The sequence below is a fragment of the Oleiphilus sp. HI0125 genome, assembly GCF_001635355.1.
In genome coordinates this window covers 1-348 of the sequence record NZ_LWGF01000398.1, presented here as the reverse complement: position 1 = coordinate 348, position 348 = coordinate 1, and the positions used below count along the sequence as shown (strand labels likewise).

Sequence of the window (348 nt, the reverse complement as noted above, 5' to 3'; positions counted from 1 at the left end):
TGCGGCAGACCATGCTAGCGACAATCCATCAAATGTACTCGTTCCACGACCAACCTCATCCATTAGAACCAGACTATTGCTAGTCGCGTTATTAAGGATGTTCGCAGTTTCCGTCATCTCCACCATGAAAGTAGAACGGCCACCTGCGGTGTCATCGGCACTTCCCATGCGTGTAAATATTTGATCGATAGGGCCAAAAGTTGCCGAGTTAGCTGGTACATAAGCGCCTGAATAAGCCATTAGAGCGATGATCGCTACTTGGCGCATGTAGGTAGATTTACCACCCATATTAGGCCCAGTTATCACGAGCATCTCNCTCTTATTATTCATAACAACATCATTTGGCAC

The 348-nt window shown here is 46.7% G+C and carries 1 pseudogene; it reads right to left on the bottom strand.

Annotated elements, in window-relative coordinates:
- Positions 1–348: pseudogene (locus A3762_RS05385) on the bottom strand (DNA mismatch repair protein MutS); the annotation flags it as partial.